Genomic DNA, 25,688 nt, shown 5'->3' with positions numbered 1-25,688 from the left:
CTCCACGCCGAGATCGCCGCGGGCCACCATCACCGCCTCGCTGGCCTCGATGATGCCGTTGAGGGTGTCATCGTCGGCCACCGCCTCGGCGCGTTCGAGCTTGGCGACCAGGCCGATCTCCTTGCCCGCTTCGCCGAGCAGGCGACGGGCTTCGCGCATGTCTTCGGCGTGGCGCGGGAAGGAGACGGCGAGGTAGTCGACGCCGATCTCGATGGCGGTCTCGAGGTCGGCCTTGTCCTTGTCGGTGAGGGCCGGGGCCGAGAGCCCGCCGCCCTGCTTGTTGATGCCCTTGTTGTTGGAGAGCTTGCCGCCGGTGACCACGGTGGTGTGAACCTGCTGGCCCTCGATGCGCTCGACGTCGAGCACCAGGCGGCCGTCGTCGAGCAGCAGGCGGTCGCCGGGGGCGACGTCGTCGATCAGCTGCTTGTAGTCGCAGCCGACGCGGCTGGTGTCGCCGGCATCGCTGTCCAGTGCCATGTCGAGGACGAAGGGCTGGCCCACCTCGAGGGTCACGGCGCCGTCGCGAAAGCGGGCGATGCGGATCTTGGGCCCCTGCAGGTCGCCGAGGGCGGCCACGCTGCGGCCCAGGCGGTCGGCGATCTGACGCACGGCGATCAGCCGGCGGCGGTGGTCGGCGGCGCTGCCGTGGGAGAAGTTGAGGCGCACCACGTCGACGCCGGTGCGGATCATCGCCTCCAGCACGCCCTCGCGGTCGCTGGCCGGGCCCAGGGTGGCGACGATCTTGGTGCGGCGGATGGGGGTGTGCGGTGGCTTCGGCATGTCGGAGCGCCTCCTGAAGGAAGGGGATGTCGTTAAGCTACAACAATATCGGTTCTGCGGTAAGTTTACTACATGTCGCTGCGATGAGGCATGTGTGCTCCATTGCTGGTCACGCTTGATTATCCTGCTAAGCAGCAAAGCCGAGGTGGGATGGTTGGCGATCCCGATGAATCGATTCATCATAACGCTTATGTTGTAAAGTTACTAAAAAATCCTTGAGTCTGTCGCCGTCCTGCGCCACATTGTGGGTATTGCCATGAGCCGTGGGCCGCGTATTCCATCCAGTGAGCACGACCTCCGCCAATCGGCTCGACTCCATACCGACAGAACACTTACGGAGGAACGAACCATGACGCTCAAGATCGCCATCAACGGATTCGGCCGCATCGGCCGCAACGTGCTGCGCGCTCTGTACGAGAACGGCTATCGCAAGCAGGTCCAGATCGTCGCCATCAACGACTTGGGCGATCCCGCGCTCAACGCCCACCTGCTGCGCCACGACACCGTGCACGGCCATTTTCCGTTCAAGGTGGAGCACGACGAGGAGAGCCTCAGCGTGGACGGCGACCGTATTGCCATCTTCTCCCAGCGCGATCCGGGCGCACTGCCGTGGAAGACGCTGGGCGTGGACCTGGTGATGGAGTGCACCGGCCTGTTCACCAAGCGTGAGGCCGCCGCCAAGCATCTCGAGGCGGGGGCCAAGCGCGTGCTCATCTCGGCGCCGAGCCCGGACGCCGACGCCACTATCGTGTTCGGGGTCAACGAGCAGGTGCTGAAGCCCGAGCACAAGGTGGTCTCCAACGCCTCTTGCACCACCAACTGTCTGGCGCCGGTGGCCAAGGCGCTCAACGATACGGTGGGTATCGAGAATGGCCTAATGACCACGGTGCACGCCTACACCAACGATCAGAACCTCTCCGACGTCTACCACAGCGACCCCTACCGGGCGCGCAGTGCCACTCACTCGATGATCCCGACCAAGACCGGCGCTGCTGCCGCGGTGGGGCTGGTGCTGCCGGAACTGAAGGGCAAGTTCGACGGCCTGGCGGTGCGGGTGCCGGTGATCAACGTCTCGCTGGTGGATCTGGTGTTCACCGCCGGACGCGACACCACCAGAGAAGAGATCAACGAGATCCTCGCCAAGGCCGCCGAGGCCTCGCCGGTGCTGGCGGTCAACGCCCAGCCGCTGGTTTCCATCGACTTCAACCACGACGCCAACTCTTCCACTTTCGACAGCAACCACACCCGGGTGAACGGTCGCCTGGTCAAGGTGATGGCCTGGTACGACAACGAATGGGGCTTCTCCAACCGCATGCTCGACACGGCGCTGGCCATGCATGCCGCGGGCGATGCCAAGCGCGAAGCGGCCTGACACGTCGATACGGACCGAGTGGCCGGAACCGTGAGCGCCGGAGCGAAGATTCGCGCCGGCGCTCGACCATTCAGATTTTGCTGACCCCGCCGCTTCGCTTGGCTTGGGGCTAGCTGAGGGCTTGGTGATAGAGACGGTCAGACCGGTGCTGCCGGGCCACAGCTTTTCTCAACTGCTTTGCTGCTCGACGATCCACTCATGGGCAGGGTCGTTCTGAAACTTCCATGCCCGCTTGGGTCCGGCCATTACATTGAGATAGTAGAGCTCGTAGCCGTGGGCGGCACCCACCGGGTGATAACCGTACGGCACCATCACGCAGCAGCCGTTCTCCACCGTCATGGTTTCGTCCAGGGAGCGGTCATCGGTATAGACCCGCTGGAAGGCGAAGCCCTGAGACGGGTTCACGCGGTGGTAATAGGTCTCCTCGAGGACCGACTCCTCGGGCAGGTTGTCCGTGTCATGCTTGTGAGGCGGATAGCTCGACCAGTTGCCTGCCGGCGTGTAGACCTCCACCACCAGCAGGCTATCCGCCGGCTCGGTTTCCGGCAGGATGTCCTGGATATGGCGGGTGTTGGTGCCGCTGCCACGGGTGCTGCGCTTGATCTGTTCCGGGGCGATCAGTCGCGGCTGGTGGCTGCCGAACCCCGGAGCGCTGCAGACTGCCAGCGTCAAGTCGGTAGTAGCTTCGACGCTGTAGCTCACGCCATTCGGCAGGTAGACGGCATAGGGCGGGATCTTCTCGAAGATGTCCATGCGCTTGCCGATTTCTTCCCAGCGATGCTCACCGCTGGTCACGGTGGCGCGGCCGGAGAGCAGCACCAGGCAGTGCTCGCGATCCTCGGTATTGGCTTCTAGGCGCTGGCCACGAGCTAGCTCGTGCACGCGAAAGCCGACGTGCTCCCAGCCGGCGGATTGCGGGGTGACCTCCAGCACCTTGCCCTGGGCGTCGGGCTCGTGGGGGTGTACCAGTAGTGACGTCATGGGGCGCTCCTGTGGCATTCAGTGAATGTCGTCGAGGGCGATGCGGCGGCCCTCCTTCAGCGAACGTTCGGCGGCCTCGGCCAGGCGCAGAGCCTCCAGGCCGTCGTTGACGCCGGCAAGTGGAGGGCGCTGTGTCTGCCATGCCTCGACGAAGTCGCCGATTTCGCGGCTGTAGGCCTCGGCGTAGCGTTCCAGGAAGAACCACTTGGGTTTCTCCTCTACCTGGCCCGGTTCGCCGGTGAAGCGCAGGCGGGTCTCGCTCTCGTTCTGGGCTTGCAGCATACCCTCGCTGCCGAAGGCCTCGATGCGCTGGTCATAGCCATAGCAGGCGCGGCGCGAATTGCCGATATGACAAAGCCGGCCGCTGACAGTGGTCAGGGTCAGCATGGCGGTGTCCACATCGCCGGCCTCGCCAATGGCAGGGTCGATCAGGCAGCTGCCCTCGGCGTGGACATGGCTGATGGGCTCGTCGAGCAGCCAGCGGGCCATGTCGAAGTCGTGGATCGTCATGTCACGGAACAGGCCGCCGGAGGCGCCGACATACTCCGCCGGGGGTGGGCTTGGATCGCGGCTTATGATGGTCAGCGTTTCGAGAGTGCCGATGCGACCCTCCATCAGTGCCTTCTTGAGGGCGGCGAACTGGGGGTCGTGTCGGCGGTTGAAACCCAGGGCACAGGTGACGGGGTGGCTTTCAAGCACCTGCAAGGCCACCCGGGTGCGGTCCAGATCCAGGGCGATGGGCTTCTCGCAGAGGATCGCCTTGCCGGCACGGGCTGCCTGCTCCAAATACTCGGCGTGGGTTGGAGTGCTGGAGGCGATCAGCACGGCATCGATGTCGCTATCGGCGAAGATAGCCTCGGCGCTCAGAGCTCGGGTGCCATAGTGGGCGGCCAGTGCCTCGGCGGCGGGTGCGTGGCAGTCGCTAACGGCGGCTAGCGTCACGGCTGGGTGCTGGCCAATGGAAAACGCATGCACCTTGCCGATGCGACCGGCGCCGATCAGGGCAATTTTCATGGTGGCTCCTGATGAGTTGTGGTTGGTCGAAGCGAGCCGTGAACAGGGCAATATCAGGCCCGTCCGGCGGTGTCTCCAGCGGGAAGTCGATCACGCGCCTTGTCCTGACGTACACCCAATGAGATGGCCAGGGTCTGAGCCAAGCAGAGCGAGGCGGTGAGGCCGCGGAAGCTCTTGACCTCGGCTTCGTGCACGACCAGCGCTACGTCGGCCAGACGGGCCAGCGGGCTCAGGTTGGAATCGGTGATCACTACCAGGGGTAGGCCGCGTTCCCTGGCAGCCTCCGCCACCTGCCGACTCTCTTCCGCATAGGGCGAGAAGCTGATCACCAGCAGGGCGTCCTGACTGCCGATGGCGCGTACCTGTTCGCCGTACATCCCACCTAGGCCGTTGACCAGCACAGTTCTCTTGTCGATGTGGTGCAGCGCATAGGTCATATAGCTGGCCACCACGAAGCTGCGCCGGGCGCCCATCACATGGACCGCCTGGGCTCGTTCGAAGATGTCCAGGGCCTGTTCCAACTGGCGGGGATCGATGCGCCCCGGCAACTGCTCCAAGACCTCTCGATTGGCATCGGCGAACTCCCACAGCAGTTGGGTGCTGTCGGGTGTCTCGCCAGTGGCGCTGCGCACCGCACGGATCCGCTCGGTGTAGTTGGGCAGTTCGTCCACTAGCCGTGTGCGGAACAGCTGTTGCATCTCCGAGAAACCCTTGAAGCCGAAGCTGTTGGCAAAGCGGATCAGAGTCGAGGGGGTGACCCCGGCCTGCTCGGCAAGTTTTGCCACGGTGGCGAATGCCACCTCCTGAGGGTGGTCAAGCAGGAAGCGAGCCGTCTGTTGTAGGCGCCGGCTTAGCGACGGGTAGTCCGTCGTGATACGTGCCTCCAACTCGTCGAAGTCCTGGGGTGTGGTCATTTGTCCTGGTTCCTTGCCGTCGCATGGGGCTGGCTCGAATGCTTAGTGAGCAGTCTAGGTGTATTGGAATGAAAATTCCATTTAAACCAAAGTATGGAATAAATGATTTGATTTACCCGGAGGGTGGAATCTATATTTCATGCCGTAAATGCGTTTCACCTAGCGAGCACCACATAACGACAACCGCGAGGAAACCACCATGGCACGTCTCTCCTATCTGCTGGCCGCCTCGGCCACAGCGACTCTGCTCAGCGCCGCCGCCCAGGCCGACAGCCAGCGCTACATCATGATCACCCACGGCCAGGCTGCCGATCCCTTCTGGTCCATCGTCAAGACGGGGGCTGAGGATGCCGCCGATGAGCTTGGTGTGCGTCTGGAGTATCGCGCGCCTACCACCTTCGACGTGGCACGCATGCGACAGCTGCTCGAAGCGGCCATTGCTTCCGAGCCTGATGGCATCATTCTGACGCTGACCAGCCCCGATGCCATGGGCAGCTTGATGCAGGGGGCTAAGGACGAAGGAATACCGGTCGTGGTGATCAACTCCGGGGGGCATGTGGCCCGAGACTACGGTGCCGATCTCTATATCGGCATGGACGAACATCTGGCCGGCAAGATGGCCGCCGAGCGCATGATCGAGAACGGTGCCAGCCATGGGCTATGCGTCAACCACGAGCAGGGCAATGTGGGCCTCGACCAGCGCTGTGAGGGTTTTCTGGAGGGGTTCGGGGGCAATGCCTCCCAACTGGCCACTACCATTGACCCTACCGAAATTCGCAACTCCTTGATCGCATACCTCGACCAGAATCGTGAAGTAGACGCCATCCTCGGCCTTGGGCCGCTGAGCACCGAGCCGGTGATCGAGGCTCTGCGCAGCGAAGGCGCTCTAGGGCAGCTGCAGTTCGGTACCTTCGATCTCTCACCGCGCATTCTGCAGACGGTGGCGGCGGGAGACATGGATTTCGCTATCGACCAGCAGCCCTACCTGCAGGGCTATCAAGGCGTCGTGACCATCAATCAGTACGTCAAGCACCTGCTGATGCCGGCTACCGACCTGCTCACCGGGCCTGCCTTTGTCACCCCTGAGACTGCCGAACAGGTCATCGAGCTGACCGAACGCGGCATCCGCTGAGGCGGATGTCTCGTTAATCACCTCTGGAGACTCCTACCATGACAGCTACCTCTGCCAAGCAAATGTCAGATGACGAGCGGTTGAAGAAGGCCAGTCCGCTGAAAAAGGCGCTGAGTCGCCCTGAGTTTGGCGCCGTGGCAGGCGCCATCCTGGTGATCGCCTTCTTCAGCGTCGTCGCCGCCGGTACCGGCATGTTCACGGCCCGGGGCATGATCAACTTTCTCGAGGTCTCGGCTCAGCTCGGCATCATCGCAGTGGCTGCCGCCCTGCTGATGATAGGTGGCGAGTTCGACCTTTCCATCGGTTCGATGATCGGTTTTGCTGGCATTCTGATTGCGATTCCCGCCGTGCAGTACGGCTGGCCGCTGTGGGCTGCCCTGTTGTTCGCCTTTGCCAGTGCTTTGCTGGTGGGGGCGATCAACGGCTGGTTGGTGGTCAGGACGGGCCTGCCTTCCTTCATCGTCACCCTGGGCTTTCTGTTCATCTTGCGAGGCCTGGCCATCGGCCTGCCGCGGCTGTTCACCGGGCGTACCCAGATCGGTGGCATTCACGAGACCATGGCCGGCGACTGGCTGGCGCCACTCTTTTCCGGTGTGGTGGGGGCGAGTCTTTTCCAGTGGTTAGCGGAGGTCGGCTTGCTGGCTACCAATTTCGCCGGCAACCCGGTGGTGTCCGGCATTCCGGTCGCCGTGGTGTGGTGGGTCGGCTTGACGGCCTTGGCCACTTGGGTGCTGCTGGGGACCCGCTTCGGCAACTGGATCTTCGCCTGTGGTGGTGACAAGAACGCCGCGCGTAACGTGGGTGTGCCGGTCAACCTGGTCAAGATAACCCTGTTCATGTTCACCGCCTTCTGCGCCACCGTCTACGCCGCTCTGCAGGTCATGGACACCGGCTCGGCAGACAGTATGCGCGGCATGCTCAAGGAGCTCGAAGCGATCATTGCCGTGGTGATCGGCGGGGCGTTGCTCACCGGCGGCTACGGCTCCGCCATCGGTGCTTCCTTCGGTGCGCTGATCTTCGGTGTGGTCCAGATGGGCATTTTCTATACCGGCGTCAACACCGACTGGTTCCAAGTCTTCCTCGGCGCGATGCTGCTGGTGGCCGTGCTGTTCAACAATTTCGTGCGCAAGAAAGCACTGGAGGCCCACTGATGAGCACCCAGACCCCGATGATAGAGATGCGCGGTGTGCACAAGCACTTCGGCAGCGTCATTGCTCTGAGCGATATCTCAATGAAAGTCCACAGCGGCGAGGTGATGTGCTTGCTAGGGGACAACGGTGCCGGCAAGTCGACTCTGATCAAGACGCTTTCCGGCGTGCATCCGCCCACGCAGGGAGAGTTCCTGGTGGATGGCAGGCCCGCCGACTTCACATCGCCAGCGGATGCCCTGGATGCCGGTATTGCCACGGTCTTTCAGGACCTGGCAATGATTCCGCTGATGTCGATCACACGCAACTTCTTCATGGGGCGCGAACCCACCGTGGGTTGGGGGCCTTTCAAGCGCATCGACTGGAAGTACGCTGACCGGGTCGCCATGGAGGAGATGGCTAAGATCGGCATCGACGTGCGTGACCCGACTCAGCCGGTGGGCACCCTTTCCGGCGGCGAGCGCCAGTGCGTAGCCATCGCCCGAGCGGTCTATTTCGGGGCCAAGGTGCTGATACTCGATGAGCCGACTTCGGCGCTGGGGGTCAAGCAGGCTTCGGTGGTGCTGCGCTATATCGCCAAGGCTAGGGCCGATGGGCTGGCGGTGATCTTCATCACGCATAACGTTCATCATGCCTACCCGGTCGCCGACGCTTTCACTCTGTTGAAGCGTGGCTCGAGCCTGGGCACCTTCCGCAAGGAGGAGGTGAGCCGCGAGGAGGTGCTCAACATGATGGCCGGAGGTGCCGAGCTCGAGAGTCTCGATGCCGAACTGGCCGAGTTTCAGCGCAGCGATCAGGAGTCACGGGGGTCGCCTCGAAAAGCGCATGCATCATCCGCAGCCACCGCCCCTTCCTCCCGGTCCCAGGCTCGCCTGGCCGGCGGTTATTAAGAGAGCGGCAGAGCAGGCCCGGGCCTGGTCCGCATTATCCACCCTGTGAATGGAACGTCGGCGCAGTGCTCGACGGATGCTGTCTGACCACCCAGCCTGCTGGGCGCCAGACGACACGCGACGCGGAGGAACGCCATGCAAGATGTTAACACCGACAACCGCCCCCTGGATCTGATCTGCTTGGGCCGCGTCGCCGTCGACCTCTATGCGGAACAGGTCGGTAGCCGCCTTGAGGATGTTACCAGCTTCGCCAAATACCTGGGCGGCAGCTCCGGCAATGTGGCCTACGGTACGGCGAGGCTGGGGCTCAAGTCGGCGATGCTGTCGCGGGTCGGCAATGAGCAGATGGGCAACTTCGTGCGCGAGGAGTTGCAGCGCGCAGGGGTCGACACCTCGGCCTTGCAGACCGATCCAGAGCGCCACACCGGCCTGGTACTGCTGGCGCTCAAGGATCGCGACACCTTTCCGCTGCTCTTCTACCGGCGGGACTGCGCCGACATGGCCATCGATCATAGGGCAATCGATCCAGCTTTCATCGGGCGAGCCCGGGCGCTGGCCATCACCGGCACCCATCTCTCGACCCAGACGACGCGGCTTGCCTGCCGCAAGGCGTTGGACGCAGCCGTCGCCCATGGCGTCAAGCGGGTGCTCGATATCGACTATCGACCGGTGTTGTGGGGCCTTACTGCGCCGGGCGACGGTGAAACTCGCTTCGTGGCCGATGAGAGGGTCACCGGCGACCTGCAGCAGTGGCTCGGCGACTTCGATCTGATTGTCGGCACCGAGGAGGAGTTCCACATCGCCGGTGGCAGCACCGATACTTTGGCGGCGCTGCGAGCGGTGCGCCGGATCAGCGCTGCCACCCTGGTCTGTAAGCTCGGGCCCCTGGGCTGTGTGGTAATCGAGGGCGAGATTCCCGCGCGGATCGAGGAAGGCATCCTGGTTCGTGGCGTGTCGGTCGAGGTACTCAACGTGCTGGGGGCCGGTGACGCCTTCATGAGCGGTCTCTTGCGAGGCTGGCTGCGCGGCGAGGGTTGGGCGACCAGTGCCAGCTACGCCAATGCCTGCGGGGCGCTAGTGGTTTCTCGCCATGGCTGTGCACCGGCCATGCCCACCGAGGAGGAGCTGTTCGATTACCTGGAGCGCCGTGATGAGGTGCCCCGCCCCGACGGAGACGAACGTCTCAACCACTTGCATCGTGTCACCACTAGAGTGCCCACCGCGTGGCCCGAGGTGTGCGGCCTGGCCTTCGACCACCGCCGCCAGCTTACCGACATGGCCCGCGAAGAGCACGCCGACCCGGCGTGTCTGCCGCAGCTCAAGCGCCTGCTGGTACAAGCGGCGGAGGAGGGGGGGCGGCGCTGTGGATTGGCCAAGCCGGCCATCCTGGTGGACGACGTGCTCGGTCAGGATGCCCTCAGCGAGGCGTCGGGGCGCGGTTGGTGGATCGGCCGCCCGGTGGAGCTGCCCGGCTCTCGCCCGCTGCGCTTCCAGCATGGTGACGATTTGGGCAGCTGCCTGCGCCACTGGCCCGCCGAGCACATCATCAAGTGCCTGGTGTTCTATCACCCGGACGATGCCATTGGCCTGCGTCTGGAGCAGGAGGCGCGTCTGCGCCAGCTCTACCGCTCGGCCTGCGACAACGGCCTGGAGCTGCTGGTGGAGGTCATTCCGCCGGCCGGCATGCCGCAGGATGACACCACCCTGCCGCGCAGTCTGCAGCGTCTCTACAACCTGGGTATTCGTCCCGACTGGTGGAAGCTGCCGGCCATGTCCGAGTCTGCGTGGCGGGCCGTGGGGCGGATCATCGATGCCCAGGATCCTCACTGTCGAGGGGTCGTGCTGCTGGGCCTGGATGCCCCCATGGAGGAGATGAAGCGCGGCTTCGGCTGCGCCGCGCGCCAGGCGCGCTGCAAGGGCTTCACCGTGGGTCGCACCCTTTTCGCCGCAGCCAGCCGCGAGTGGCTGGCCGGGCGCATTGACGATGCCACCCTGGTAAGCCGGGTTGCCGACAACTATGCCGAACTGATCCAGGCGTGGCGACGCCTGCGCAGCACCGCCCCCCAACTGGAGGAAGCCTGAGATGCGTACTCTTCGACTCACCATGGCCCAGGCCCTGGTCAAGTACCTGGCGGCCCAGCGCATCGAGCATCAGGGGCGCGAGCTCCCGCTGTTCGAAGGGATCTTCGCCATCTTCGGTCACGGCAACGTGGCCGGCCTCGGCGAGGCGCTCTATCACGCTCAGGATAGGCTGCCGACCCTGCGTGCCCACAATGAGCAGACCATGGCCCACGCTGCCATCGCCTTCGCCAAGGCCAACGGCCGGCGGCGCCTGATGGCGGCCACCAGTTCCATCGGGCCGGGGGCTACCAATATGGTGACCGCTGCGGCCCTGGCCCATGCCAACCGTCTTCCGATCCTACTGCTGCCGGGGGATACCTTCGCTACCCGCGAACCCGACCCGGTGCTGCAGCAGGTGGAACACTTCGGTGACCCCGGCATCACGGTCAATGACTGCTTCCGCCCGGTGTCGCGCTTCTTCGACCGCATCACCCGTCCCGAACAACTGCTGACCAGCCTGCCCCAGGCCATCGCCATCCTGCTCGACCCCGAACACTGCGGCCCCGCGACCCTGGCACTGCCCCAGGACGTTCAAACCTTTGCCTACGACTATCCGGCGCATTTCTTCACGCCTCGGGTGCACCGGATTCGGCGTCCCCAGCCGGACCCCCACGAGCTGGAGGAAGCCCTCATCACCCTGGCTCGGGCCGAGCGCCCGCTGATCATTGCCGGGGGCGGCGTGCATTATGCTGGGGCCTGCGAGCGCCTGGCAGAACTGGCCCGCATGCGCGGCATCCCGGTCGCCGAGACCCAGGCCGGCAAGGGCGCACTGCCTGATGCCCATCCCTGCGCGGTGGGGGCCATCGGCGTCACTGGCAGCGCTGCCGCCAACCGGCTCGCCGAGCAGGCAGACGTCATTCTCGCTGTGGGCACCCGGCTGCAGGACTTCACCACCGGCTCCCGGGCGCTCTTCGAGCGCCAAGATCTTTCCCTGGTGGCCCTCAATGTGGGCCGCTTCGACAGCCTGAAGCATCACGCCCTGCCGCTGACCGGCGACGCCCTCGACGGCCTCGCGGCGCTGGATGCCGGTCTGGGGGAGTGGCGGGCCGGCGATGCCTGGCGGGAGCAGGCCGGTAGCCTCAAGCGTGAATGGGCTGAGGTAGTGAGCCGTGTAACTGCCGATGAGGGACGCGAGCTACCCACCGATGCCCAGGTGATCGGCGCGGTCAACCGCCAGGCGGGGGATGACGGCACGGTAGTTTGCGCCGCAGGCGGCCTGCCCGGCGAGCTGCACAAGCTGTGGCAGGCCGCAGGGCCGGGAAGCTACCACGTGGAGTACGGCTTCTCCTGTATGGGCTACGAAATCGCCGGCGGCCTCGGGGTCAAAATGGCACACCCCGAGCGCGAAGTGTTCGTCATGGTGGGCGACGGCTCCTATCTGATGCACAACTCGGAGCTCGCCACTTCGGTGATGCTCGGTCACAAGCTGATCGTGGTGGTGCTCGACAACCGCGGCTTCGGCTGTATCAGCCGCCTGCAGCAGGCCACCGGAGGTGCCGGCTTCAACAATCTGCTCGAGGATTGTCGCACGGTGCCGCAAGGCGCACCCAAGCTGGATTTCGCAGCCCACGCCCGGGCGCTGGGCTGCCAGGCGGAGAGCGTGAGAGGTATCCAGGCGCTGGAACAGGCGCTGCGACGTGCCCGCCAGGCCGACACGACCTACGTCATCGCCCTGGATACCGATCCGAGGCCCAGCACCGCTGAGGGTGGCGCCTGGTGGGAGGTGGCGGTACCCGAGGTCTCCGAGCGCGAGCAGGTGCGCGAGGCCTATGCCGGCTACCGCGAGGCCAAACGGCGCCAGTACCGCTGAGTACGCAGCGGCGCTCAGCGACTCACTCGTTCACTCAGCCATGGGCGGGCCGGGCGGCCCGCTCGCAAGGAGCACGTCATGTCTACCGTACGCCTGGGGATCAATCCCCTGACCTGGACCAACGACGACCTGCCGAGCCTGGGAGCCGACACCCCGCTCGAGGTCTGCCTGGAAGAAGGACGCGAGGCCGGGTTTGCAGGCTTCGAACTCGGCAACAAGTTTCCCCGCACCCCGGAAGTGCTTTCCCGGGTGCTGGGCCGCTATGACCTGGAGCTGGTCTCCGGCTGGTACTCCGCCCGGCTGCTGGAGCGCAGCCCCGAGGAGGAGATCGCCGCGATTCAGGAGCATCTCGGGCTGCTCAAGGCCTGTGGCGCCAAGGTGATGGTGTTCTGCGAGGTGAGCCGCTGTATCCATGGTCACCAGGCGCTACCCCTGTCCCGACGCCCCCTGCTCAGCGACGCCGACTGGGAACGATTGACCACGGGGCTCGACGCGGTGGGGGATTATCTCAAGGAGCAGGGGATACAGCTGGCTTACCACCACCACCTGGGCACCGTGGTGGAGAGCCAGCAGGACGTGGAGCGGATGCTCGACAGCACCGGCGATTCTGTCGGCCTGCTGCTCGACTTCGGCCACCTGAGCGGTGCCGGCGGTGATCCTCTGGCAGTGGCACGACGCTATGCCGCTCGGATCAATCACGTGCATTGCAAGGACCTGCGCTTGCCGGTCTTGGAAGAGCTTCGCAATCGTGACAAGAGCTTTCTGGACGGGGTGCTCGATGGCCTTTTCACTGTGCCCGGGGATGGAAACGTGGATTTCCTGCCGGCCCTGACCCACCTGTACGAGGCTGGTTACCGGGGATGGCTGGTGGTGGAGGCCGAGCAGGACCCCGAAGTGGCGCATCCGCTCACCTACGCCCGCATGGGCTATCGCAACCTGCGTGCTCTGGCCGAACAGGCCGGATTCACCGTTGCCGACTGATTTTCCGATGACAGACACGAGAGAGCAGCCTTCCATGAATCAGATTCACCACTACCTCGGTGGCAGCGTTGCCCAGGGCGAGAGCAGCCGTTTTGCGCCTGTCTACAACCCCGCCACCGGTGAGCAGAGCGCTCAGGTCGTTCTGGCCACGGCCAACGAGACCCGCGAGGCGATTCGCCTGGCCCAGGAGGCATTCGCCCAATGGTCCAGGGTGTCCCCGCTGAAGCGGGCGCGCATTCTGTTCAGGTTCAAGGAACTGGTGGAAGCCAACGCCGACGAGCTGGCGCGGCTGATCTCGAGCGAACATGGCAAGGTGTTATCCGACGCCAAGGGCGAGCTGACCCGCGGCCTGGAAGTGGTCGAGTTCGCCTGCGGTATCCCGCACCTGCTGAAGGGCGAGCACTCGCTCAATGTAGGCACCGGGGTGGACAGCTACTCTCTCATGCAGCCGCTGGGCGTCTGCGCCGGTATCTCACCGTTCAACTTTCCTGCCATGGTGCCGATGTGGATGTTCCCCATCTCGCTCGCCTGCGGCAATACCTTCATCATGAAGCCTTCGGAGAAGGACCCGTCTACGCCGATGCGGCTGGCCGAGCTGCTTGGGGAAGCCGGCCTTCCGGACGGTGTCTTCAACGTGGTCAACGGCGACAAGGAGTCGGTGGACGTGCTGCTTACCGACGAGCGGGTGCAGGCGGTCAGCTTCGTCGGTTCGACTCCCATCGCCGAATACATCTATGCCACCGCTTCGGCCCATGGCAAGCGGGTCCAGGCCCTGGGCGGCGCCAAGAACCATATGGTGATCATGCCCGACGCCGATCTCGACCAGGCCGTGGGCGCCCTGATGGGAGCTGCCTATGGCTCCGCCGGCGAGCGCTGCATGGCAATATCGGTGGCCGTGCCGGTAGGCGAGGAGACCGCCGAGCGCCTGCGCGAGAAGCTGGTGGTGGAACTCGACAAGCTGCGCGTCGGCCCGGGACAGGTGGATGGCCCCGACAACGATATGGGGCCGCTGGTGACTCGCGAGCATCTGAAGAAGGTGCTTGGTTATATCCAGGTCGGCGTGGATGAGGGAGCGGAGCTGGTGGTGGATGGCCGCGAGGCGCGCATCGAAGGGGCCGGCAACGGCTACTTCGTTGGTGGCACCCTGTTCGATCGCGTCAAGCCGGGCATGCGCATCCACCGCGAGGAAATCTTCGGTCCGGTGCTTTGCATCGCCCGGGTGCCCAGCTTCGATGCCGCCGTGACGATGATCAACGATCACGAGTACGGCAACGGTACCGCCATCTTCACTCGCGACGGCGATGCCGCACGCCAGTTCTGCGAACAGATCCAGGTAGGCATGGTGGGCGTCAATGTGCCGATCCCGGTACCCATGGCCTTCCATAGCTTCGGCGGCTGGAAGCGCTCGCTGTTCGGTCCGCTACATATGCACGGCCCTGACGGTGTGCGCTTCTACACCCGCATGAAGACCGTCACCCAGCGCTGGCCCAGCGGCATTCGCGAGGAAACCAACCACTTCACCATGCCGACCCACTGATCGCGCTGCTACCCCCCTCATTTCGCACCGAGTCGGATCCCAGCCCGGCTCGGTGAGATATGCCTGGTGATGAAAGGATGGACGAGATGGAGACACTCAATATCGGTTTGATCGGCACCGGCTTCATGGGCAAAGCGCATTCCATTGCCCTCAAGGCCGCTCCCGCCGTGTTCGACCTGCCGGCTCAGCCGTTCTGCGATCTGCTTGCCGAGGTCGATGACGCGCTGGCCGAGCGCAAAGCTCTCGAGCTGGGTTTCGCCCGCGCTACAGGTGACTGGCGGCTGCTGGTAAAGGACCCTGAGGTAGACGTGGTGGATATCTGCGCCCCCAACTACCTGCACAAAGAGATGGCCCTGGCCGCCATTGCTGCGGGCAAGCACGTCTACGCCGAGAAGCCGCTGGCACTCACCGCCGCTGATGCCGGGGAAATGGCCGAGGCGGCGGAGAAGGCCGGGGTCAAGACGCTGGTGGGCTTCAACTACATTCGCAACCCGGCCACCCAACTGGCCCGGGAGATCGTCGCCAGCGGCGAGATCGGCGAGCTGATCCATTTCCGCGGCCGCCATAACGAAGACTATCTAAGCGATCCAGCCAAACCGCTGGACTGGCATGTTCAGCGGGCCACTGCGGGTGCCGGGGCACTGGGCGACGTAGGCTCACACATCCTCAATATGGCGGAATACTTGACCGGTCAGCGCATCAGTGAGGTGTTCGGCCAGCTGCAGACGTTGATTCCCAGGCGCCCTTTACCCGATGGCAGTGGCGGCATGGGGGAGGTCGAGAACGATGATCAGGCCCAGGCGCTGCTGCGTTTCGATGGTGGCCTGATCGGCAATATCGAGACTTCTCGTGTCGCCACCGGGCGCAAGATGGGACTGGCATATACCCTGACTGGCACCAAGGGCTCGATCATCTTCGACCAGGAACGCCTGAGCGAGCTCCAGCTTTACAAGAGTGAAGGCCTTCCGGGTCGGCGAGGCTTCAGCACCCTTCTGATTGGCCCTGCGCATCCCGACTACGCCGCCTTCAGCCCGGCCCCTGGACATGGGTTGGGCTACAACGATCAAAAAATCATCGAGATCCGGGATTTGGTAGTGGGCATAGCGGGTAACAAGCCGCTTTATCCCGACTTTCGTGAGGCTTGGCGAGTCAATCGCCTCATTGAAGCCATTGAGCATTCGCATGTCGTGGGCAGTTGGATCGCGTTGCACTGAGGCCTCTGCCCGCCGCTTCGCTTGGCTTCTCACCGGGACCATTGACTACGGTTAATGGGTACATCCATGGAATAGGAGGTAGCTCATGAGCCGTTATGGAATGCGTAGCGCCCTGGTGGTCTTTGCCGCATCGCTGATGCTGGGCTTGGCGGGCTGTGGTACCGGAACCGGCGAGCGTGCCGCCAGCGGCGCCGGTGTAGGCGCCGCCACCGGGGCGGCGGCAGGTGCCGCTACTGGCGGAAGCCCGGTTACCGGGGCGGCGATCGGCGCTGGCGCAGGTGCCGCGACCGGTGCGGCGACCGACGAGGACGATATCGATCTCAGCGATTGATTTCGCTGCCGTCAGGCAACTACCGATGGACCGCGCATGTGAGCATGCGCGGTCTTTTCGTGCTTGAGGCGGCCTTACTCGGGAATGTGCCAGGTCTCTGGGCACTCCCGACTGCGAAACAGCCGCTGGGCGGTGGTGGCGTTGCGGCGTTCGGCAAGCGCTTCGCGCCCCTCGCTGAGGGTATCCATCATGCCGGGGTGGGGGTGGCGCACGGTGAGCAGTGTCAGCGCGTCTTCGCGGCCGACCTCGTAGTCGCCCTGCAGGGACTCGATGAGGGGCTCGAGCCGCTCGGGCTTGTCGTCGAGGCAGAAGGCGAAGCGCATGGCGCCGCTGTCGACCAGGTTGGCGTGCATGCCGGCCTTTACCAGGCGGCCGAGAATGTCATGCTGGCGCGGCTCGTCCATGAAGGAGAAGTCGCGCGGTCTCACTTCCACCCACACCTGCTCTTCGCGCAGGATACAGCTGGCCACGTCGCTGTCGAAGCGCCGCTCGGCGTCGATGACGGTGGGCTCGGCATCGGGCGTCTCGAAGGAGCGCACCGTCAACGGAATCGACTTCTCCTGCAGCGGCCCCAGGGTCTTGGGATGGATCACCTTGGCGCCGTGCCAGGCCAGCTCGGTGGCCTCGGCGTAGGAGATCCGCTCGAGCTGCACGGCGTTGTCGAAGCGCCGGGGGTCGGCGTTGAACAGCCCGGTGACGTCCTTCCAGATCACCACCTCGCGGGCATCGAGGCAGTGGGCGAAAATCGCCGCGCTGAAGTCCGAGCCCTCGCGGCCCAGGGTGGTAGCCTCGCCCTCCTCGGTGCCGCCGATGAAGCCCTGGGTCAGGATGACGCGGTCACTGTTCGCCAGGCGCTGGCGAACGGTCTCGGCGGTGGCGGACCAGTCGAGATTGGCGGCCTGATGGCAGGCATCGGTGCGTACCAGTTCGCGGGCATCGTGCCAGTCGCTGGCAATGCCGCAGTGGTTGAGCCAGGCGGCGACGATGGTGGTGGAGATCAGCTCTCCGTAGCACACGGTCTGGTCGTAGTGCCTGGCATAGGCGCTTTCGCGGTGCCTGCGGTGTTGGGCGTCGAGTTCGTCGAACAGGGCGTCGACGCGCTCACGCGGTGAGTCGGCGGTGTCACCGAACAGCGCCTCCAGCGCCTCGCGGTGTTCGGCCTGCAGGGCGTCGAAGCACTGGCGGTACTCGTCTCCCTGCGTTCCACCCTCGCCGCGGGCGGCGGCCAGCAGCGCTTCCAGCTTGTTGGTGGTCTTGCCCATGGCCGAGACCACCACGATTAGCGGGCGGTCGCGATGCTGCTCAAGCAGCGGAGTCAGGTGGCGTATGGCATCGGCATCCTTGATCGAGGCGCCGCCGAACTTGAATACGGTCGTCATGTCGGGCTCTCCCTGTCTGGTGACGTCGTGCCCTACACCATGGGTCATAACGGCGGCCAGCGAAAGGGGCGCCCGGCATGCCGTGCAAGTGACGGTGCAGATACGAAAAAAGCCCCCGCAGGGGCTTTCTTCGTGCAGCGGTGTCTCAACTCAACCGCTGCATGTAGTCCTCGTAACCGAAGGTCTTCACCGTACGCACCTCGCGGCTGCGCTCGTCGATCCGGCAGATCGAGGGCAGACGAATGCCGTTGAAGGTGGTGGTCTTGACCATGGTGTAGTGGGCCATGTCGGTGAACACCAGGCGGTCGCCGATGGCGAGTGGCTGATCGAACGAGTAGCGGCCGATCACGTCGCCGGCCAGGCAGGTGGTGCCGCCCAGGCGATAGGTGAAGGGCTTCTCGCCCGGCTCGCCGGCACCGATGATGTGCGGTCGGTAGGGCATCTCCAGCACGTCCGGCATGTGCGCCGTGGCCGAGGTGTCGAGGATGAGGTTGGGACCGTCGTTTTCCACGATATCCAGCACCGAGCACACTAGATAGCCGGTATTCAGCGCGATTGCCTCGCCCGGTTCCAGGTAGACGGTGAGGTGCGGATGACGCTCGCGGAAACCGCGCACCACCCGCACCAGCCGCTCAATGTCGTAGTCAGTGCGGGTGATGTGATGGCCGCCGCCGAAGTTGACCCATTTCAGCCCGGCCAGGTACTGGCCGAACTTCTCCTCGAACGCAGCGAGGGTCTCCTCCAGGGCGTCGCTGTTCTGCTCGCACAGGGTGTGGAAGTGCAGCCCCTCGAGTCCTTCCAGGTCGCCCTCGGCGAGATCCGACACCCGCGTGCCGAGCCGCGAGCCCGGTGCGCAGGGATCGTAGAGCGGTACCGCGCCGGTGGAGTGCTCGGGGTTCACTCGCAAGCCGCAGGAGACCTGACGCGGCGCCGCCGCGACGGTCTCGCGGAAGCGGCGCCACTGCCCCGGGGAGTTGAAGCTGATGTGGTCGGCGTACTGCAGCACCACCGCCATCTCCTCGGGGGTGAAGGCCGGCGAGTAGACGTGCACCTCGCCACCGAAGGTCTCCGCGCCCAGGCGCGCCTCGTCCTGCCCGCTGGCGGTGGTGCCCACCAGGTACTGGCTGACCAGCGGGAAGGTGTCCCACATGGCGAAGCCCTTCAGCGCTAGCAGGATCCTCGCGCCGCTCGCTTCCTGGACCTGCCGCAGCAGCTCCAGGTTCTTGCGCAGCAGCTTGTCGTCGACCACGTAGGCCGGCGACGGGCAGGCGTGGATGTCGAAGTCGGGGCTCGTCATGCTACTCATGCCAGCGGGTCGTGCTCCGGGTCGAGTTCGACCACCTGCCACGGCAGGCCCATGTCGCCGATGCGCTCCATGAAGGGATCGGGGTCGAGCTGCTCCACATTGAACACGCCCGCGCCCTTCCAGATGCCTTCCAGCATCAGCATGGCGCCGGTCACCGCCGGCACGCCGGTGGTGTAGGAGATCGCCTGGGACTTGACCTCGCGGTAGCAGGCCTCGTGGTCGCAGATGTTATAGATGTACACCTTGCGCCGCTTGCCGTCCTTGATGCCGTCGGCAATGATGCCGATGTTGGTCTTGCCCTTGGTGCGCGGGCCCAGCGAGGCCGGGTCGGGCAGAACCGCCTTGAGGAACTCCAGCGGGGCGATCCTGGTACCGCCCACTTCGATCGGCTCGATGCTAGTCATGCCGACGTTCTCGAGCACCTTGAGGTGGGTGATGTACTTCTCGGAGAAGGTCATCCAGAAACGAATGCGCTCCAGCCCTTTGATGTTCTGGCTGAGCGACTCGAGCTCCTCGTGGTAGAGCAGGTAGATGTCCTTCTCGCCGATGCCGTCGAAGTCGAACTTGCGCTTCACCGCCAGCGGGTCGGTCTCCTTCCACTCGCCTTTCTCCCAGTAGCGACCCTTCGCGGTGATCTCGCGAATGTTGATCTCCGGGTTGAAGTTGGTGGCGAAGGGGTAGCCGTGGTCGCCGCCGTTGGCATCGAGGATGTCGATGCGGTGGATCTCGTCGAACAGGTTCTTCTGGGCGTAGGCGCAGTAGATGTTGGTCATGCCCGGGTCGAAGCCGCAGCCCAGGGTGGCCATGTTACCGGCCTTGACGTAGCGGTCGTGGAAGGCCCACTGCTCCTTGTACTCGAACTTGGCCTCGTCCGGGTGCTCGTAGTTGGCAGTGTCGAGGTAGGGCACGCCAGTCTGCAGGCACGCCTCCATGATGGTCAGGTCCTGATAGGGCAGGGCCACGTGGATCAGCACGTCCGGCTTGAACGATTCGATCAGCGCGACCAGGTCGTCGACGCTGTCGGCGTCCACCTGGGCGGTCTGGATCGGGCGATCCAGTTGGGCGGCGATGGCCTTGCACTTCGCTTCGTTGCGGCTGGCCAGGCAGATCTCGCTGAACACTTCGGGGTGCTGGGCACACTTATGGGTGACGACGCCTCCGACGCCGCCGGCGCCGATAATCAGGACTTTGCTCATGGGCCTCTCGAATCCAGATCGGGGATGTGTATGAAAGCGTAGGGTCTTATCGGTGTTTCGGCCATCTCGCATGCCCGTGCCCGATGCCACCCCGGTCTCGCTCGTCGCTTGCGCGCTGATGATGGCCCCCAGCGAAGCCGGGGGCAAGTGATTTTGTCATGACACGTTAGACCAAAGAAGGGGGTGGCGCCGCTCGGAGCCCATGAGCTGTGGGGCGTTTTAGCATTATTTCTCGTCTATAACCTGCGTTATGAATCTCTATATAAGCTTGTGTTTTAGTATTGCGCAGAATCAACCATAAGCCGGAGAGGCAGAGCGTGACCCTACTGGACAGTATAGTGATGCAGGGCTTGGGCAGACACGGCGCTTTGACGGCAGAAGAAAAGACCCTGCTGCTGGACCTGGAACTCAATCCCAGACGAGCCGCTGCCGGCGAAGTGCTGTGGCAGGAGAGTGCGGACGTGGACCTGTTCTGCGTGGTCAAGGAGGGCTGGGCCTACTCCTACCGCAACCTCGGCAACGGTTCGATGCAGATTCTCAAGGTCTACCTGCCCGGTGACATCATCGGCATGCGGGATTTTGGCTTCGCGCGGCGGCTGGCGGGTGTCGCGATGATCAACGATGGGGTGATCAGCCCGTTCACGCATCAGCAGCTGTTCGAGCTCATCGGACGCTCGCCGGCGCTGGCGGCGAGCATCATCGCCACCGTCGTGCGTCAGCAGGCGATGCTCACCGAGCGGCTGGTCTATCTCGGTCGCTATGCGGCCCACGAGCGGCTGGCGCATTTTCTCTACGAGCTTTACCTGCGATTGAAGCGGATCGGTGCGGTGACGGACAACGGCTTCGTGATGCCGCTGTCGCAGGAGCAGGTCGGCGATGCGCTGGGGCTGAGTGCCGTGCACGTGAGTCGGACCTTCTCCATGCTGCGTGACGAGGGCTTGGTGGTGCGCGACCGCCAGCACGTGGTGCTGCCCGACCCGCAGGCGCTGGCGCGGCTGGTCGAGTTCAACGATACCTATATCGACGAAACGCTTTCCCCGGCGTTCCACGGCTTTCATTAGCCCAGCATTTCATTGGGTTCTTCACTGGCTCATGCTGCATCGGCGACGAAGGCGCGGGCGACGAGGGTTAGGACGGCCGAAACGAAAAAAGCACCCTAGGGGTGCTTTTCTCGTTACTCGATTGGTGGAGGCGGCGGGGATCGAACCCGCGTCCGCCGACACTCGCTCTTCGGCTCTACATGCTTAGGTCCGTTTTTTGGTTTAACGCATCTGGCTCCAACGGGCAGGATCCAGCTACGCGATTCCTCTAAAGTTTAGCGATTGGCGAGAGGACACCACCAACCGCGATCCCATCAGTCTTGGCTCATATCCCCTCCGCGATGAATGGGCACATCGCTTTGGGGCCGGACTAGAAGCTAACAGCTATTAAGCTGCCAGCGCGCCCTGAGCGTAGTTGTCGTCGTTTGCGACTATTTAGTCGTGATGTTGGATTTACGAGATACATCACGCTCTCGGCATGCACCTAGGAGGTTGTCATCGGCGTCGAAGCCATGTCGCCCCCGTAGCAGTCCCATCTTACCAGCATGGGTACGTCTATGACACCTGTTGGCGGGGCTGGTTCCCTCATCTCTCCGATTCTTGCCGTTTTCGGGGAGCCAACCAATGTCTCCTACGCTATGACGCCTCAGGCCTTGGTATGTTCCCGCATGATGCGGCCCTTCTGCCGCTGCCAGTCGCGGTCCTTCTCGGTGGCGCGCTTGTCGTGCAGCTTCTTGCCCGTCACCAGGGCCAGCTCGCACTTCACCTTGTTGCCTTTCCAGTAGAGCTTGAGCGGCACGCAGGTGTGGCCCTTCTCCTGGGAGCGCGAGAAGATCTTGGCAATCTCCTTGCGGTGCAGCAGCAATTTGCGAGTGCGGGACGGGTCGGCGATCTCGTGGGTGCTGGCGGTGTTGAGCGGTGTGATGTGGCTACCCAACAGCCAGGCCTCGCCATCCTTGATCAGGATGTAGGTGTCGGTGAGCTGGGCCTTGCCGGCGCGCAGGCTCTTCACCTCCCAGCCGGCCAGCACCAGGCCGGCCTCGAAGGTCTCGTCGATGTGGTACTCGAAGCGAGCTTTCTTGTTCTGGGCGATGACGCCGCCACCGGGGCCCTTGCCCTTGCCTTTCTTGTCGGCCATGGAACCTCTTGTCACGTTCTGCTGATGGCACCCTTCCTTCGATATGAGGGGAAGCGTGTTACCATTCAAGGCATGAAATAACCGCTCATGATACGCCCTGGGCACTGTGAAGTCAGCGGAGAGCTCAATGCCAATGGTCAATCGGTCCGCCCTGGTGCGGCACACCCCTCGGGACATGTTCGAACTGGTCAACGACTTCGAGCGCTATCCGGAATTCCTGCCCGGCTGTCGGCGGGCGCGGCTGCTCGAGCGCGACGAGTCGCACCTGATCGGTGAGATGACCCTGGGACGGGCGGGTATCGAGCAGAGTTTCACCACGCGTAACGATCTGATCGAACCCGAGCGCATCGAAATGTCGCTGGTCAGCGGCCCCTTCAAGCGTCTGCGTGGGCGCTGGCTGTTCCTGCCGATGGGCGAGGGCGCCTGCAAGGTGTGCCTCGAGCTGGAGTTCGAGTTCGCCAACCGGCTGCTGGGCATGGCCTTCGGCAAGCTGTTCCAGCAGGTTGCCGGCCAGCTGGTGGACGCCTTCACCCGTCGTGCCGACGAGCTGTACGGACGCTAAGGTGGGGCTTCAGGTAGAGGTCGCCTTCGCGCTGCCCGAGCGGCAGCGCATCGTGACGCTGGAGGTGCCCGCGGGCACCACGGCGCGCCAGGCAGTCGCTCTGGCCAAGCTGGAGCAGCACTTCCCGGAACTGCCGGCGGCGCACTTCGCCGCGGCGGATCTGGGCATCTTCGGCCAACTGCTGCGCGATCCCGACACCCACCGCCTGCGTGCCGGCGACCGGGTCGAGGTCTATCGCCCCCTCGAGATCGACCCCAAGGAGGCACGACTCCGGCGCGCCGGGCGTTAACCCGGCTGCGCGTTCGCGTTACTGTGCCAGCGGTTCGGTGGTTGCCGGCTCGCCGCCCTGGGGCAGAGTGCCGCCAGCGTCAGGTGCGGCCTCGGGAGCGGCTTCCGGCTGGGTGGCCGGCAGTTCGCCCATGGGGTCGGCGCCTTCGATGGCCGGGCCGACACCGTTTTGCGGCCGCAGCTCGATATCCTCGGAAAAGTCGCCTTCGCGCTGCACGTTGACCAGGCGTTCGCCGTCGAAGGTCAGCGTGACCCGGCGCTGTTGTACGCCGCCGTAGGCTTCGTCGAGGCGGAACACGTAGTCCCACTGGTTGGCATTGAAAGGCGCTTCCAGCAGCGGGCGGCCCATCACGTCGATGACCTGAGAGCGGCTCATGCCGGGCTGGAGCTGCTGCACCATGCCCTCGGTGATGTAGTTGCCCTGGGGCAGATCCCGCTTGTAGACGCAGCCGCCGGCCATGGTCAGGGCGATGACGAGAGGGAGGGTTTTGATCAGCTTTTGCATTTGTGTCCGTTCTTCACTATCGTGGATTCGGTCGATCATACCCGACCCTACCTGATACTGCGAAGAGCGAACATGGCCGACCAGAACCATGAACTGCGCAAGGCAGGCCTGAAGGTCACCTTGCCCCGAGTGAAGATCCTGCAGATCCTCGAGAATGCCACGGGTCAGCACCACCTGAGCGCTGAGGATGTCTACAAGACCCTGCTGGAAGCCGGAGAGGATGTCGGTCTGGCAACCGTCTACCGCGTGCTGACCCAGTTCGAGTCGGCGGGCCTGGTGATTCGTCACAATTTCGATGGCGGCCATGCCGTGTTCGAGATCTCCCAGGAGGAGCATCACGACCACATGGTGTGTCTCGACAGCGGCGAGATCATCGAATTCTTCGACGAGACCATCGAGCGGCGCCAGCAGGAGATCGCCGAAGAGCACGGCTTCGAGCTGGTCGATCACGCTCTGGTGCTCTACGTGCGCCCGCGCGGCTCCAATGCCACTCGCCAGGACGGCACGCCGCGAAAATAAGCGATCAGCTATCATCAGCTATCAAAGCTTGATGGCAAAGCGGCCCCGATCATCGATCGGGGCCGCTTTGCTTTACGGTGCGTCAACCGGTCGCAGGCTGTGGGCCCTCAGTGCGACGCACCCTGCTGGCTGGCATCCAGCATCTCGCGTGCGTGGGCCAGGGTGCGGTCGGAAAGATTCACCCCGCCCAGCATGCGCGCCAGTTCGCTGACCCGGCCGGCCTCGTCGAGCAGCGCCATGCGGGTCAGGGTGGTGTCGCGCTTGGCCTGCTTCTCGATGTGCAGGTGGTGGTGGGCCTGTGCCGCCACCTGGGGCAGGTGGGTCACGGTCATCACCTGGCCCTGCTCGCCCAGCCGGCGCAGCAGTTGACCGACGATCTCGGCGGTGGCGCCGGAGATGCCCACGTCGACCTCATCGAACACCAGGCTGGGGATGGTCGAGTGGCGCGCGGCGACCACCTGGATCGCCAGGCTGATTCGCGACAATTCGCCGCCCGAAGCGACCTTGGCCAGCGGGCGCGGCGGCTGGCCGGGGTTGGCACTGATCAGAAAGCGCACCTCCTCCATGCCGTCTGCCTGCGGGCTCTGGCGCGACGTGACTTCCACTTCGAAACGCGCCTTGCCCATGGCCAGGAAGGCGAGCTGCTCCTGCACCGCCTTGCCGAACCTGGCCGCTGCCTGCTGGCGGGTCTCGCCAACGCTTCGTGCCTGCTCGCGCCAGCTGTCGCGCAGGCTCTCGACCTCGGCGCGCAGAGCCTCGAGGTCGTGTTCGCCGCCTTCCAGACTTTCCAACTCGACCTGCAGCCGGCGGTGCAGGGCGGGCAGCTCCTCGGGCATGACGTGATGCTTGCGCGCGATGCGATGCACCTCGCCCAGGCGCGACTCGACCCAGGCCAGGCGCTCCGGGTCCAGCTCGGTGGCGTCGGCGAAGCGGTGCAGCTCGCGCACGGCTTCCTCGACCTGGATACGCGCCTCGCCCAGCATGGCGAGGATCTCGGCCAGTGCGCCGCGGTCGCTGCCCGGCAGCGGATCGAGCCGATGCATCGCCTGATTGAGCAGAGTCAATACGCCGCCTTCGTCGTTGTCGCAGCATTCGGCGGCGTGCTGCGCCTCGCGCAGCGTCTCCTCGGCGTGGGCGAGCTGCTCCTGTTCGTGCTCCAGGGTGGTGAGCTCCTCGTCACCTAGCGCCAGGAGATCGAGCTCCTCGACCTGATAGCGCAGCAGCTGGCGGCGCGCCTGCACCTCGTCGCCGCTCTCGGTCAGCTGCTTCAGGCGTTTGCGGGTCGCCTGCCAGCGGCGGAACGTCTCGCTGAGTTCGTTCACCGCGGCGCGGTTGCCGGCGAAGTCGTCGAGCAGACGCAGATGGGTCTCCTCGCGCAGCAGCAGCTGGTGGGCATGCTGACCGTGGATCTCGACCAGGTGCTCGCCCAGTGCCTTGAGATCGGCCACCGTGGCCGGCTGGCCGTTGATCCATGCCTTGGAGCGGCCGCTGGCGGTCACTACCCGGCGCAGCAGGCAGTCGTCGTCGGGC

Annotated in this window: 24 protein-coding genes and 1 other RNA gene; 14 read left to right on the top strand and 11 right to left on the bottom strand. The window is 64.5% G+C overall.

The features are described from left to right. Positions 1-780, bottom strand: a 780-nt coding sequence (locus B8115_RS00385) for a pyruvate kinase (protein ID WP_010625743.1), incomplete at its 3' end; no start/stop codon positions are given. 349 nt (positions 781-1,129) lie between these two features. Here B8115_RS00385 and gap point away from each other — a divergent pair. Then, positions 1,130-2,152: a type I glyceraldehyde-3-phosphate dehydrogenase gene (gene gap, locus B8115_RS00380; protein WP_010625742.1), complete on the top strand. Its 1,023-nt coding sequence runs from the start codon at positions 1,130-1,132 to the stop codon at positions 2,150-2,152. A gap of 168 nt (positions 2,153-2,320) precedes the next feature. On the opposite strand, the gene iolB is transcribed toward gap, so the two are convergent. From iolB to B8115_RS00365, 3 genes are read right to left on the bottom strand one after another with little or no spacing between them, the layout of a single operon-like run. Next, a complete protein-coding gene (gene iolB / locus B8115_RS00375; RefSeq protein ID WP_010625741.1) occupies positions 2,321-3,133 on the bottom strand; it encodes a 5-deoxy-glucuronate isomerase in 813 nt (270 codons plus the stop codon). 18 nt (positions 3,134-3,151) lie between these two features. Then, complete coding sequence (gene iolG, locus B8115_RS00370; RefSeq protein WP_010625740.1) at positions 3,152-4,147, bottom strand: inositol 2-dehydrogenase; 996 nt, start codon at positions 4,145-4,147, stop codon at positions 3,152-3,154. 53 nt (positions 4,148-4,200) lie between these two features. Further along, positions 4,201-5,061 carry a MurR/RpiR family transcriptional regulator gene (locus B8115_RS00365; protein ID WP_010625739.1) on the bottom strand — a complete coding sequence of 287 codons (861 nt, stop codon included), beginning with the start codon at positions 5,059-5,061 and terminating at the stop codon, positions 4,201-4,203. Positions 5,062-5,260: 199 nt separating this feature from the next. On the opposite strand from B8115_RS00365, the gene B8115_RS00360 reads away from it, so the two are divergent. The 9 genes from B8115_RS00360 (at position 5,261) to B8115_RS00320 (ending at position 16,225) form a co-directional block, all read left to right on the top strand. Further along, positions 5,261-6,193, top strand: a complete 933-nt coding sequence (locus B8115_RS00360) for a sugar ABC transporter substrate-binding protein (RefSeq protein ID WP_010625738.1) — start codon at positions 5,261-5,263, stop codon at positions 6,191-6,193. Positions 6,194-6,231: 38 nt separating this feature from the next. Beyond that, the gene (locus tag B8115_RS00355) at positions 6,232-7,344 is read left to right on the top strand and encodes an ABC transporter permease (protein WP_010625737.1); all 1,113 of its coding nucleotides are present in this window, start codon (positions 6,232-6,234) and stop codon (positions 7,342-7,344) included. Beyond that, positions 7,344-8,231, top strand: coding sequence for an ATP-binding cassette domain-containing protein (locus tag B8115_RS00350; protein WP_010625736.1), 888 nt, complete (start codon positions 7,344-7,346; stop codon positions 8,229-8,231). The genes B8115_RS00355 and B8115_RS00350 overlap by 1 nt, the downstream gene beginning before the upstream one ends. 135 nt (positions 8,232-8,366) lie before the next feature. After that, entirely contained in the window at positions 8,367-10,313 is a 1,947-nt protein-coding gene (gene iolC, locus B8115_RS00345; RefSeq protein WP_010625735.1) for a 5-dehydro-2-deoxygluconokinase, read from the top strand. A gap of 1 nt (position 10,314) precedes the next feature. Further along, a complete protein-coding gene (iolD, locus tag B8115_RS00340) occupies positions 10,315-12,162 on the top strand; it encodes a 3D-(3,5/4)-trihydroxycyclohexane-1,2-dione acylhydrolase (decyclizing) (protein ID WP_010625734.1) in 1,848 nt (615 codons plus the stop codon). Positions 12,163-12,240: 78 nt separating this feature from the next. Next, positions 12,241-13,143: a myo-inosose-2 dehydratase gene (iolE, locus tag B8115_RS00335; RefSeq protein ID WP_010625733.1), complete on the top strand. Its 903-nt coding sequence runs from the start codon at positions 12,241-12,243 to the stop codon at positions 13,141-13,143. Positions 13,144-13,177: 34 nt separating this feature from the next. Then, on the top strand, positions 13,178-14,680 hold the full coding sequence (locus tag B8115_RS00330; protein WP_010625732.1) for a CoA-acylating methylmalonate-semialdehyde dehydrogenase: 1,503 nt from the start codon (positions 13,178-13,180) through the stop codon (positions 14,678-14,680). An 86-nt stretch (positions 14,681-14,766) separates the two neighbouring features. After that, positions 14,767-15,894 (top strand): Gfo/Idh/MocA family protein, encoded by a 1,128-nt coding sequence (locus B8115_RS00325; RefSeq protein WP_010625731.1) that lies wholly within the window; start codon positions 14,767-14,769, stop codon positions 15,892-15,894. Between the two features lie 85 nt (positions 15,895-15,979). Beyond that, positions 15,980-16,225 (top strand): hypothetical protein, encoded by a 246-nt coding sequence (locus B8115_RS00320; RefSeq protein WP_010625730.1) that lies wholly within the window; start codon positions 15,980-15,982, stop codon positions 16,223-16,225. A gap of 74 nt (positions 16,226-16,299) precedes the next feature. Here the strand turns inward: B8115_RS00320 and B8115_RS00315 are convergent, their stop codons facing one another. From B8115_RS00315 to B8115_RS00305, 3 genes are all read right to left on the bottom strand, one after another. Further along, positions 16,300-17,604 (bottom strand): aspartate kinase, encoded by a 1,305-nt coding sequence (locus B8115_RS00315; RefSeq protein ID WP_010625729.1) that lies wholly within the window; start codon positions 17,602-17,604, stop codon positions 16,300-16,302. A gap of 145 nt (positions 17,605-17,749) precedes the next feature. Further along, on the bottom strand, positions 17,750-18,901 hold the full coding sequence (gene nspC, locus B8115_RS00310; RefSeq protein WP_010625728.1) for a carboxynorspermidine decarboxylase: 1,152 nt from the start codon (positions 18,899-18,901) through the stop codon (positions 17,750-17,752). Positions 18,902-18,906: 5 nt separating this feature from the next. Then, positions 18,907-20,106: a saccharopine dehydrogenase family protein gene (locus B8115_RS00305; RefSeq protein ID WP_010625727.1), complete on the bottom strand. Its 1,200-nt coding sequence runs from the start codon at positions 20,104-20,106 to the stop codon at positions 18,907-18,909. Between the two features lie 317 nt (positions 20,107-20,423). Here B8115_RS00305 and B8115_RS00300 point away from each other — a divergent pair, with 317 nt between their 5' ends. Further along, positions 20,424-21,167, top strand: coding sequence for a Crp/Fnr family transcriptional regulator (locus B8115_RS00300; protein WP_141638464.1), 744 nt, complete (start codon positions 20,424-20,426; stop codon positions 21,165-21,167). A 122-nt stretch (positions 21,168-21,289) separates the two neighbouring features. Here B8115_RS00300 and ssrA read toward each other — a convergent pair. Further along, positions 21,290-21,669, bottom strand: a transfer-messenger RNA (tmRNA) gene (gene ssrA, locus B8115_RS00295). A gap of 123 nt (positions 21,670-21,792) precedes the next feature. Next, positions 21,793-22,284, bottom strand: a complete 492-nt coding sequence (gene smpB / locus B8115_RS00290; protein ID WP_010625725.1) for an SsrA-binding protein SmpB — start codon at positions 22,282-22,284, stop codon at positions 21,793-21,795. A gap of 127 nt (positions 22,285-22,411) precedes the next feature. On the opposite strand from smpB, the gene B8115_RS00285 reads away from it, so the two are divergent. Then, on the top strand, positions 22,412-22,846 hold the full coding sequence (locus tag B8115_RS00285) for a type II toxin-antitoxin system RatA family toxin (protein WP_026037779.1): 435 nt from the start codon (positions 22,412-22,414) through the stop codon (positions 22,844-22,846). Between the two features lies 1 nt (position 22,847). Further along, positions 22,848-23,135: an RnfH family protein gene (locus B8115_RS00280; protein WP_010625723.1), complete on the top strand. Its 288-nt coding sequence runs from the start codon at positions 22,848-22,850 to the stop codon at positions 23,133-23,135. A gap of 18 nt (positions 23,136-23,153) precedes the next feature. On the opposite strand, the gene B8115_RS00275 is transcribed toward B8115_RS00280, so the two are convergent. Next, on the bottom strand, positions 23,154-23,639 hold the full coding sequence (locus B8115_RS00275; protein WP_010625722.1) for an outer membrane protein assembly factor BamE: 486 nt from the start codon (positions 23,637-23,639) through the stop codon (positions 23,154-23,156). A 72-nt stretch (positions 23,640-23,711) separates the two neighbouring features. On the opposite strand from B8115_RS00275, the gene fur reads away from it, so the two are divergent. Next, positions 23,712-24,158, top strand: a complete 447-nt coding sequence (gene fur, locus B8115_RS00270) for a ferric iron uptake transcriptional regulator (protein WP_010625721.1) — start codon at positions 23,712-23,714, stop codon at positions 24,156-24,158. 107 nt (positions 24,159-24,265) lie between these two features. Here the strand turns inward: fur and recN are convergent. After that, positions 24,266-25,688, bottom strand: a 1,423-nt coding sequence (gene recN / locus B8115_RS00265; RefSeq protein WP_010625720.1) for a DNA repair protein RecN, incomplete at its 5' end; no start/stop codon positions are given.

It is taken from the genome of Halomonas sp. KM-1 (genome assembly GCF_000246875.1).
Lineage (GTDB): Bacteria > Pseudomonadota > Gammaproteobacteria > Pseudomonadales > Halomonadaceae > Halomonas > Halomonas aerodenitrificans.
The sequence above is the reverse complement of the archived record's forward strand: the minus strand, read 5'-3'. Positions and strand labels throughout refer to the sequence as shown.

Bases quoted from the DNA above. Each gene is read 5' to 3' on its own strand.
- B8115_RS00305 (WP_010625727.1), bottom strand. From the start codon at position 20,106: ATGAGCAAAGTCCTGATTATCGGCGCCGGCGGCGTCGGAGGCGTCGTC.
- fur (WP_010625721.1), top strand. From the start codon at position 23,712: ATGGCCGACCAGAACCATGAACTGCGCAAGGCAGGCCTGAAGGTCACC.
- B8115_RS00315 (WP_010625729.1), bottom strand. From the start codon at position 17,604: ATGACGACCGTATTCAAGTTCGGCGGCGCCTCGATCAAGGATGCCGAT.
- B8115_RS00355 (WP_010625737.1), top strand. From the start codon at position 6,232: ATGACAGCTACCTCTGCCAAGCAAATGTCAGATGACGAGCGGTTGAAG.
- iolG (WP_010625740.1), bottom strand. From the start codon at position 4,147: ATGAAAATTGCCCTGATCGGCGCCGGTCGCATCGGCAAGGTGCATGCG.
- iolD (WP_010625734.1), top strand. From the start codon at position 10,315: ATGCGTACTCTTCGACTCACCATGGCCCAGGCCCTGGTCAAGTACCTG.
- B8115_RS00285 (WP_026037779.1), top strand. From the start codon at position 22,412: ATGCCAATGGTCAATCGGTCCGCCCTGGTGCGGCACACCCCTCGGGAC.
- iolC (WP_010625735.1), top strand. From the start codon at position 8,367: ATGCAAGATGTTAACACCGACAACCGCCCCCTGGATCTGATCTGCTTG.
- gap (WP_010625742.1), top strand. From the start codon at position 1,130: ATGACGCTCAAGATCGCCATCAACGGATTCGGCCGCATCGGCCGCAAC.
- B8115_RS00365 (WP_010625739.1), bottom strand. From the start codon at position 5,061: ATGACCACACCCCAGGACTTCGACGAGTTGGAGGCACGTATCACGACG.
- B8115_RS00330 (WP_010625732.1), top strand. From the start codon at position 13,178: ATGAATCAGATTCACCACTACCTCGGTGGCAGCGTTGCCCAGGGCGAG.
- B8115_RS00360 (WP_010625738.1), top strand. From the start codon at position 5,261: ATGGCACGTCTCTCCTATCTGCTGGCCGCCTCGGCCACAGCGACTCTG.
- iolE (WP_010625733.1), top strand. From the start codon at position 12,241: ATGTCTACCGTACGCCTGGGGATCAATCCCCTGACCTGGACCAACGAC.
- nspC (WP_010625728.1), bottom strand. From the start codon at position 18,901: ATGACGAGCCCCGACTTCGACATCCACGCCTGCCCGTCGCCGGCCTAC.
- B8115_RS00275 (WP_010625722.1), bottom strand. From the start codon at position 23,639: ATGCAAAAGCTGATCAAAACCCTCCCTCTCGTCATCGCCCTGACCATG.
- smpB (WP_010625725.1), bottom strand. From the start codon at position 22,284: ATGGCCGACAAGAAAGGCAAGGGCAAGGGCCCCGGTGGCGGCGTCATC.
- B8115_RS00350 (WP_010625736.1), top strand. From the start codon at position 7,344: ATGAGCACCCAGACCCCGATGATAGAGATGCGCGGTGTGCACAAGCAC.
- B8115_RS00320 (WP_010625730.1), top strand. From the start codon at position 15,980: ATGAGCCGTTATGGAATGCGTAGCGCCCTGGTGGTCTTTGCCGCATCG.
- B8115_RS00325 (WP_010625731.1), top strand. From the start codon at position 14,767: ATGGAGACACTCAATATCGGTTTGATCGGCACCGGCTTCATGGGCAAA.
- iolB (WP_010625741.1), bottom strand. From the start codon at position 3,133: ATGACGTCACTACTGGTACACCCCCACGAGCCCGACGCCCAGGGCAAG.